This window comes from Pseudomonas sp. KCJK8993 (assembly GCF_046230915.1).
GTDB lineage: Bacteria > Pseudomonadota > Gammaproteobacteria > Pseudomonadales > Pseudomonadaceae > Aquipseudomonas > Aquipseudomonas piscis.
In genome coordinates this window covers 20,488-28,132 of sequence record NZ_JBJJLO010000089.1, presented here as the reverse complement: position 1 = coordinate 28,132, position 7,645 = coordinate 20,488, and the positions used below count along the sequence as shown (strand labels likewise).

The following is a 7,645-nucleotide window of genomic DNA, read 5'->3' as shown; positions in this document are numbered from 1 at the left end:
CCCTGCTTGATTCAATAGCAGAAGCGTTTTTGTAATACCGAAAAAATCTTACTCTTAATAAATTACTTTAACTTCGCAATGCAGCTTTCTGAGCTGTATGAAGTTGATGCCGTGGAACGCCTCTCGAATTTTCGTTACCCCTCCGCTAAGCCTCCTAAATCTCCGTTCTATAAGGGTTTTCCGTCGCCGCGTGCCTTGACGGTGGTATGGGCGCATTCCTATAGTGTGCGCAAGTGGCGGAAAGTGGCACAAAGTGGGTTTCTTGGACGCAAAACGCTAAAAATTGGAGAAACGCTGACGTGTTTCGCGGAGCCAACGCTATCAGTCTCGATGCCAAAGGCCGGCTAGCCATGCCCAGCCGGTATCGTGACGAGCTCGTTTCGCGAAGTTCCGGACAGCTGATCGTCACCATCGACGCCGTTGATCCTTGTTTGTGCGTCTACCCCCTCGACGAGTGGGAGCTGATAGAAACCAAGCTGCGTGCCTTGCCTTCTCTACGTGAAGAGAACCGCCGGCTGCAGCGTTTGCTGATTGGTAATGCCGTCGATCTCGAGCTCGACGGGAGTGGGCGTTTTCTGGTGCCACCGCGCCTGCGTGAATATGCCAAGTTGGATAAGCGCGCGATGCTGGTGGGCCAACTGAACAAGTTCCAATTGTGGGACGAGGATGCCTGGAACGCTGTTTCTGCAGCTGACCTGGCAGCTATTCAACAACCGGGTGCCATGCCCGATGAACTGCGTGATTTGATCCTGTGACTATTGATAGCGGCTTTAACCACATCACCGTACTGCTTGACGAAGCCGTCGAGGCTCTCGCGGTACGTCCTGATGGCTGCTATCTGGATGGCACATTCGGACGCGGCGGGCATAGCCGGCTGATTCTCAGCAAGCTCGGGCCAGGTGGGCGGCTCCTCGGATTCGACAAGGACCCCCAAGCGATTGCCACCGGGCAAGCGCTAGCGGCCGAAGACGGCCGCTTTGTCGTTGTGCAGCGTAGTTTTGCCGAGCTGGGTTCCGAGGTCGCCGGGCGTGGGCTGGATGGCAAGGTCAGCGGCGTGCTGCTGGACCTGGGCGTGTCCTCGCCGCAACTGGACGACCCTGAGCGCGGCTTCAGTTTTCTCAATGACGGTCCGTTGGACATGCGCATGGATCCGAGCCGAGGCATCAGCGCTGCCCAGTTCATCGCCACTGCCCCGGTAGAAGAGATCGCCCGGGTGTTCAAGGAATATGGCGAGGAGCGTTTCTCCGGCCGCATGGCCCGGGCCGTGGTCGAGCGCCGCGAAGTCCAGCCTTTCGAACGCACGGCCGACCTGGCCGAAGTACTCAAAGTGGCCAACCCTGCCTGGGAGAAGGGCAAGAACCCGGCGACCCGGGCGTTTCAGGGTTTGCGTATCCACGTGAACAACGAACTGGGCGACCTCGAGGCCGGCCTGGAAGCTGCGCTGGAGTCCCTGGAAATCGGTGGGCGCCTGGTGGTGATCAGCTTCCACTCCCTGGAGGATCGTATCGTCAAGCTGTTCATGCGCCGCCTGGCCAAGGGTGAGACCGATAACCTGCCGCGCAACCTGCCAGTGCGCTTCGAAGCCTTTCAGCCAAAGATCAAGATTCACGGCAAAGCGCAGTTCGCCTCCGAAGCCGAGCTCAAAGCCAACCCCCGTGCCCGTAGTGCCGTCATGCGTGTCGCGGAGAAGCTTCGGTGAGCAAGCTTTTCGCCAAACCACTTCCAGGCGGAAGCTTCTTCATGCTTCTGCTGTTCATCGGCGTTTTGGTTTCCGCGATCGCGGTGTCCTACAGCGCCCACTGGAACCGTCAGCTGCTCAATACGCTGTACGGCGAGTTGAGCGTGCGTGACAAGGCCCAGGCCGAATGGGGGCGATTGATCCTGGAGCAAAGCACCTGGACCGCCCATAGCCGGATCGAGGTGCTGGCCACCGAACAACTGAAGATGCACATCCCCGGCGCGGCCGAAGTCCGAATGGTGGCGCCATGAAACTCGACGGTGCTCTTTATCCTTGGCGTTTCCGCGTGGTGCTTGGCTTGTTGGCGGTCATGGTATCGGCGATCGCCTGGCGCATCATCGACCTGCAAGTGGTCGATCGTGACTTCCTCAAGGGGCAGGGGGACGCCCGTAGCGTGCGGCATATTCCGATTCCCGCGCACCGTGGCCTGATCACCGATCGCAACGGCGAGCCGCTGGCGGTGAGTACCCCGGTGACCACCCTTTGGGCCAACGCCAAGGAAATGCAACTGGCCAAGGACCGCTGGCCAGCCCTGGCCATGGCGCTGGGCCAGGATCCCAAGGTCCTGACCGAGCGTCTGGAAGCCCAGGCCAACAAGGAATTCATCTACCTGGTGCGGGGCCTGACCCCGGAGCAGGGCCAGGCGGTGCTCGATCTCAAGGTCCCGGGTGTCTACGGCATCGAGGAGTTCCGGCGCTTCTATCCGGCCGGCGAAGTGACCGCGCACATGGTGGGTTTCACCGATATCGACGACCGCGGCCGCGAAGGCGTCGAGTTGGCCTATGACGAATGGCTGGCCGGGGTGCCGGGCAAGCGCCAGGTGATCAAGGACCGGCGCGGCCGGCTGATCAAGGATGTACAAGTCACCAAGAACGCCAAGGCCGGCAAGCCCTTGGCGTTGTCCATCGACCTGCGCCTGCAGTACCTGGCCAACCGCGAACTGCGCAACGCCATCGTCGAGAACGGCGCGAAGGCCGGCAGCCTGGTGATCATGGACGTCAAGACCGGCGAGATCCTGGCCATGGTCAACCAGCCGACCTACAACCCCAACAACCGCCGCAACCTGCAGCCGGCGATGATGCGTAACCGGGCGATGATCGACGTCTTCGAGCCTGGCTCGACCATGAAGGCCATCTCCATGAGTGCCGCGCTGGAAACCGGGCGGTGGAAGCCCAGCGACACCGTCGAGGTCTATCCGGGCACCCTGCAGTTGGGCAAGTACACCATCCGCGACGTGTCCAAGACTGAAGGTCCGATCCTCGACCTGACCGGCATCCTGATCAATTCCAGTAACGTTGGCATGAGCAAGATCGCCTTCGACATCGGTGGCGAAACCATTTTCCGCCTGGCGCAGAAAATCGGCCTGGGCCAGGACACCGGCCTTGGCTTTCCGGGGGAGCGCGTTGGCAATCTCCCCAACTATAGGGAGTGGCGCAAGGCCGAGACCGCGACGCTGTCTTATGGCTACGGTATCTCGGTGACCGCGATCCAGTTGGTGCATGCGTTCTCCGCCTTGGCCAACAACGGGCGCATCGCCCCACTGACGCTGATCAAGTCCGACAAGGCGCCACAAACCACCCAGGTGATCCCGGAGAAAGTCGCCAAGACCATGCAGGGCATGCTCCAGCAGGTGATCGAGGCCCCGCGCGGGGTGTTCCGCGCCCAGGTCCCGGCGTATCACGTCGCGGGCAAGAGTGGTACCGCGCGCAAGACTTCGGTGGGCACCAAGGGCTATGCCGAGAACTCCTACCGCTCGCTGTTCGCCGGTTTCGGTCCCATGAGCGATCCGCGCTACGCCATCGTGGTGGTGATCGACGAGCCGAGCAAGGCCGGTTATTTCGGTGGCCTGGTATCGGCCCCGGTATTCAGCAAAGTGATGTCCGGCACCCTGCGCCTGATGAACATCTCCCCGGATAACCTGCCGACCACGCAACAGGCCAATGCCACCGGCACCCCAGTACGAGCCAATGGAGGGCGTGGCTGATGTCCCTTAGCCTGAACAAGATCTTTGCCCACGCCGGTCGCGACTTGCTGATCCGCGAGCTGGCCCTGGACAGCCGCAATGTACGTGCCGGTGATCTGTTCCTGGCCGTGCCGGGCGCCAGGTTCGACGGTCGTGAACACATCGCCGATGCGCTGCAGCGTGGTGCGGCGGCAGTGGCCTATGAAGTAGAAGGCGCCACAGTGCTGCCGCTGACCGACGTTCCGCTGATCCCGGTCAAGGGCCTGGCTGCGCAGCTGTCGGACATCGCCGGGCGCTTCTATGGCGAGCCGAGTCGTCAACTGAACCTGGTGGGCGTGACTGGCACCAATGGCAAGACCAGCGTGACCCAACTAGTGGCCCAGGCCCTGGATCTGCTTGGCCAGCGTTGTGGCCTGGTGGGCACCTTGGGAACCGGATTCCATGGCGCACTGCAAAGTGGCCTGCACACCACGCCGAACCCCATCGCCGTCCAGGCGGCCCTGGCCGACTTGAAGAGTGCCGGGGCCAAGGCCGTGGCCATGGAAGTTTCCTCCCATGGCCTGGACCAGGGCCGGGTGACCGCCCTGGCCTTCGATGTCGCGGTGCTGACCAACCTGTCCCGTGACCACCTGGATTATCACGGAACCATGCAGGCCTACGGCGAGGCCAAGGCCAAACTGTTCCACTGGACCGACCTGCGTTGCCGGGTGATCAACCTCGACGACGATTTTGGCCGCAAGCTGGCATCCGAGCCTCACGAATCACGGCTGATTACCTACAGCCAGGAAGATGCCAGCGCCTATCTGTATTGCCGCGAAGCTCGCTTCGATGACGACGGCGTGCGCGCGACCCTGGTGACTCCGCAAGGAGAGCATCACCTGCGCAGCAGCCTGCTGGGACGCTTCAACCTGAGCAACCTGCTGGCCGCGGTGGGCGCCTTGCTGGGCCTGGAATATGCGCTGGACGAGATCCTTGCGGTCCTGCCCAAGCTGGAAGGCCCGGCCGGGCGCATGCAGCGCTTGGGCGGCGGTCAGCAGCCATTGGTCGTGGTCGACTATGCCCATACCCCGGATGCCCTGGAAAAAGTACTGCTGGCCCTGCGGCCCCATGCCAAGGGCCGCCTGCTGTGCCTGTTCGGTTGTGGTGGTGATCGCGACCGTGGCAAGCGGCCGCTGATGGCCGAGGTGGTCGAGCGCCTGGCCGATGGCGTGCTGGTCACCGATGACAACCCGCGCACTGAAGACCCAACGCAGATTTTCGCCGATATCCGCGCCGGCTTCCTGAACGCGGACCAAGTGGAATTCATCCCCGGTCGTGGACCTGCCATCGCCCGCCTGATCGCCTCCGCCTCGGCTGATGACGTGGTGGTGCTGGCCGGCAAGGGGCATGAGGATTATCAGGAGATCAACGGTCAGCGCCATGCCTTCTCCGATCTCGTCGAGGCGAGCAAGGCCTTGGCTGCGTGGGAGGTGGCCCATGCTTAAGCCCCTGAAGCTCAGTGAAGTAGCCGCTCCATTGAACGCCCGCCTGATCGCGGGCGATGCCCGTTTTAGTGGCGTGAGCATCGATAGCCGGGCGATCCAGCCGGGCCAGTTGTTCGTGGCACTCACCGGCCCGCGCTTCGATGGCCATGATTACCTGAACGAGGTGGCTGGCAAGGGCGCGGTGGCTGCGCTGGTAGAGCGAGAGATTCCCGACAGCACGCTGCCGCAGTTGCTGGTCAAGGATACGCGCCTGGCGCTGGGCCAGCTGGGGGCGCTGAACCGTAGTGCCTTCACCCATCCAGTAGCGGCCGTCACTGGTTCCAGCGGCAAGACCACGGTCAAGGAGATGCTGGCGAGCATCCTGCGTACCCGCGGGCCGGTACTCGCCACCCGCGGCAACCTGAACAACGACCTGGGTGCACCCCTGACCCTGCTGGAGCTGGCCCCGGAGCACAGCGCCGCGGTCATCGAGCTGGGTGCCTCGCGGATGGGGGAAATCGCCTACACCGTGGCGATGACCCGTCCCCAGGTGGCAATCCTCAACAACGCCGGCACTGCCCACGTCGGCGAGTTCGGTGGTCCGGAAAAAATCGTCGAGGCCAAGGGCGAAATCCTGGAAGGGCTGGATGCTTCCGGAATTGCCGTGCTGAACCTGGATGACAAGGCATTTTCGATCTGGAAGGCCCGCGCTGCTGGGCGCCAAGTCCTGAGTTTCGCCCTGACCGACAGCGCAGCGGATTTCTACGCCTCCGATATCGGACGCGATGCCCGTGGCTGCCCGTCCTTTACCCTGCATAGCCCCAAGGGCACCGAGCAGGTCCAGTTGAACCTGCTGGGCACCCATAACGTCGCCAATGCCCTGGCTGCAGCCGCGGCTGCCCACGCCATGGGCGTATCGTTGTTCGGCATCGCCACCGGCCTGAACGCGGTGCAGCCGGTCAAGGGCCGCACTGTCGCCCAGTTGGCCAGCAATGGCATACGGGTGATCGATGACACTTACAACGCAAACCCCACCTCAATGTGCGCTGCCGTTGATATACTCGCCGGCTTTTCCGGCCGCACCGTCCTGGTGCTCGGAGACATCGGCGAGTTGGGCGACTGGGCGGAGCAGGGGCACCGCGACGTAGGTGCATATGCCGCTGGCAAGGTTTCGGCCCTCTACGCCGTAGGCCCGATGATGGCGCATGCCGTCACAGCCTTTGGCGAGCATGCGCGCCACTTCGCCAGCCAGGCTGAACTGATTGCCGCCCTGGACGTCGAGCAAGATCCAAACACCACCATTTTGATCAAGGGATCGCGCAGCGCGGCGATGGAGAACATCGTTGCGGCCCTGTGCGGCTCCCATCTTCAAGAAAAAGACGGAGTGAAACATTAATGCTGCTGCTGCTAGCGGAGTACCTGCAACAGTTCTACAAAGGCTTCGCGGTCTTCCAGTACCTGACCCTGCGCGGGATTCTGGGGGTGCTGACCGCCTTGTCTTTGGCACTGTGCCTGGGTCCGTGGATGATCCGTACGCTGCAGAATCGGCAGATTGGCCAGGCCGTACGTAACGATGGCCCGCAATCGCACTTGTCCAAATCCGGTACGCCGACCATGGGCGGCGCCTTGATCCTCTCGGCCATCGGTGTCAGCACCCTGCTCTGGGCCGACCTGCGCAACCACTATGTCTGGGTCGTGCTGCTGGTGACCCTGGCCTTCGGTGCCATCGGCTGGGTCGACGACTACCGCAAGGTGATCGAAAAGAACTCCCGGGGTCTGCCAAGCCGCTGGAAGTACTTCTGGCAATCGGTGTTCGGCCTGGGCGCGGCGCTCTTCCTTTATATGACCGCGCAAAGCCCGGTGGATACCACCCTGCTGATCCCGATGCTCAAGGACGTGGGCATTCCCCTGGGGGCCGGCTTCGTGGTCCTGACCTATTTCGTCATCGTCGGTTCGAGCAACGCGGTCAACCTGACCGATGGCCTCGATGGCCTGGCGATCATGCCGACGGTGATGGTCGGCGGTGCCTTGGGCATCTTCTGCTACCTGTCGGGTAACGTGAAGTTCGCCGAATACCTGCTGATCCCCTATGTGCCGGGGGCAGGTGAACTGATCGTGTTCTGCGGCGCGCTGATCGGTGCCGGCCTGGGCTTCCTGTGGTTCAACACTTATCCGGCCCAGGTGTTCATGGGCGACGTCGGCGCGCTGGCGCTGGGTGCGGCGCTGGGCACCATCGCGGTGATCGTGCGCCAGGAAATCGTGCTGTTCATCATGGGCGGTGTGTTCGTGATGGAAACCCTTTCCGTGGTGATCCAGGTCGCTTCGTTCAAGCTGACCGGCAAGCGAGTGTTCCGCATGGCGCCGATCCACCACCACTTTGAACTCAAGGGCTGGCCTGAGCCACGCGTGATCGTCCGTTTCTGGATCATCACCGTGATTCTCGTGCTGATCGGCCTTGCCACCCTGAAGCTGAGGTAGAAC

7 protein-coding genes are annotated in these 7,645 nt (G+C 62.4%); all 7 read left to right on the top strand.

What is annotated here, in order from left to right:
- Positions 1 to 299: 299 nt before the first annotated feature.
- From mraZ to mraY, 7 genes are read left to right on the top strand one after another with little or no spacing between them, the layout of a single operon-like run.
- Positions 300 to 755, top strand: a complete 456-nt coding sequence (mraZ, locus tag ACK6AU_RS23400) for a division/cell wall cluster transcriptional repressor MraZ (RefSeq protein WP_011063319.1) — start codon at positions 300 to 302, stop codon at positions 753 to 755.
- Entirely contained in the window at positions 752 to 1,699 is a 948-nt protein-coding gene (gene rsmH, locus ACK6AU_RS23395; RefSeq protein WP_409301684.1) for a 16S rRNA (cytosine(1402)-N(4))-methyltransferase RsmH, read from the top strand. Before mraZ ends, rsmH begins: the two co-directional genes overlap by 4 nt.
- Complete coding sequence (gene ftsL / locus ACK6AU_RS23390) at positions 1,696 to 1,989, top strand: cell division protein FtsL (RefSeq protein WP_003171871.1); 294 nt, start codon at positions 1,696 to 1,698, stop codon at positions 1,987 to 1,989. Before rsmH ends, ftsL begins: the two co-directional genes overlap by 4 nt.
- Positions 1,986 to 3,722 (top strand): penicillin-binding protein 2, encoded by a 1,737-nt coding sequence (locus ACK6AU_RS23385; protein ID WP_185700304.1) that lies wholly within the window; start codon positions 1,986 to 1,988, stop codon positions 3,720 to 3,722. Before ftsL ends, ACK6AU_RS23385 begins: the two co-directional genes overlap by 4 nt.
- A complete protein-coding gene (locus ACK6AU_RS23380) occupies positions 3,722 to 5,185 on the top strand; it encodes a UDP-N-acetylmuramoyl-L-alanyl-D-glutamate--2,6-diaminopimelate ligase (protein WP_409301680.1) in 1,464 nt (487 codons plus the stop codon). Before ACK6AU_RS23385 ends, ACK6AU_RS23380 begins: the two co-directional genes overlap by 1 nt.
- Positions 5,178 to 6,560, top strand: a complete 1,383-nt coding sequence (gene murF / locus ACK6AU_RS23375; protein WP_409301678.1) for a UDP-N-acetylmuramoyl-tripeptide--D-alanyl-D-alanine ligase — start codon at positions 5,178 to 5,180, stop codon at positions 6,558 to 6,560. The genes ACK6AU_RS23380 and murF overlap by 8 nt, the downstream gene beginning before the upstream one ends.
- Positions 6,560 to 7,642, top strand: coding sequence for a phospho-N-acetylmuramoyl-pentapeptide-transferase (gene mraY, locus ACK6AU_RS23370; protein ID WP_185700301.1), 1,083 nt, complete (start codon positions 6,560 to 6,562; stop codon positions 7,640 to 7,642). Before murF ends, mraY begins: the two co-directional genes overlap by 1 nt.
- The last annotated feature ends 3 nt before the right edge of the window (positions 7,643 to 7,645 follow it).

Coding starts and splice junctions, on each gene's coding strand:
- ACK6AU_RS23385 (WP_185700304.1), top strand. CDS start 1,986: ATGAAACTCGACGGTGCTCTTTATCCTTGGCGTTTCCGCGTGGTGCTT.
- ACK6AU_RS23380 (WP_409301680.1), top strand. CDS start 3,722: ATGTCCCTTAGCCTGAACAAGATCTTTGCCCACGCCGGTCGCGACTTG.
- murF (WP_409301678.1), top strand. CDS start 5,178: ATGCTTAAGCCCCTGAAGCTCAGTGAAGTAGCCGCTCCATTGAACGCC.
- mraY (WP_185700301.1), top strand. CDS start 6,560: ATGCTGCTGCTGCTAGCGGAGTACCTGCAACAGTTCTACAAAGGCTTC.